General features: G+C 54.0%; 1 protein-coding gene. It reads right to left on the bottom strand.

The genetic code is table 11. The features are described from left to right. The coding region (locus FOT42_RS18205; RefSeq protein WP_226789953.1) for a DUF6443 domain-containing protein at positions 1 to 779 on the bottom strand (779 nt) is incomplete at both ends.

Genomic DNA, 779 nt, shown 5'->3' with positions numbered 1-779 from the left:
GCATAGCTGTTCGCCGATGCAGTTCTGGCCACATATTGGTTCACCGCACCATTGGCCGAGGTCTGCAAGGAAGTTCTGGAGCTTGAATTGCCCGTATCGATTCCCGTATAGGCCACACGCCCAAAGGCATCGTATTGGGTGAACAGCCACTCATTGGCCGCATCCTGTTTGGAGTCCTGTGTCATTATGGGTTGGTCCAGTTTGTTGTACACGATATGCTCCCTGCCCTTCCCCGGCAGCTTCTTCTCCACCAAACGGTTGCGATGGTCGTATACATATTGATAGCACAGCTCGTTGAGCTCCGTGGCGCTCACATTGTCGGTGGTCACCTTGGGCGGTATCACATAAGTGAGGTTGCCATAATCGTCATATACATAATAGGTGTCATGGTCCCCACCATTATGGGTCCGTTTCAGCACCACCCTGCCCTGCTTGTCCACAAACTCCTCCGTGGTATGGTCCGTTCCAGAGGTGTGGTTCTCGTCCTTGGTGATGTTCTTGTAAAGCTCGCCTGCGGCGTAATACCCGTTGTTGGACAAAGTGGGCGTGTAGGTATCATTGGCAAAGCTCAGGGTCACCGAGAACCGGCGTACCTCATTGGCCACATTTGGACCGTGGCCGAACTCCACCTCATGGCCGCCGCCCAGCTTCCAGGCCTCTCCCGGGGCCGCCTGTTTCAATACCCTGTTCAACGGGGAGGGTTCAAAGCTCTTTTGTGAATATGCGTTCACATTGGTCCCCGTCAAGCTGGGAAAGTCGGCCCCATAATTGCTCTTATA

It is taken from the genome of Flagellimonas hadalis (assembly GCF_007785775.2).
GTDB lineage: Bacteria > Bacteroidota > Bacteroidia > Flavobacteriales > Flavobacteriaceae > Flagellimonas > Flagellimonas hadalis.
This window is presented reverse-complemented; position numbering and strand designations above follow the sequence as displayed.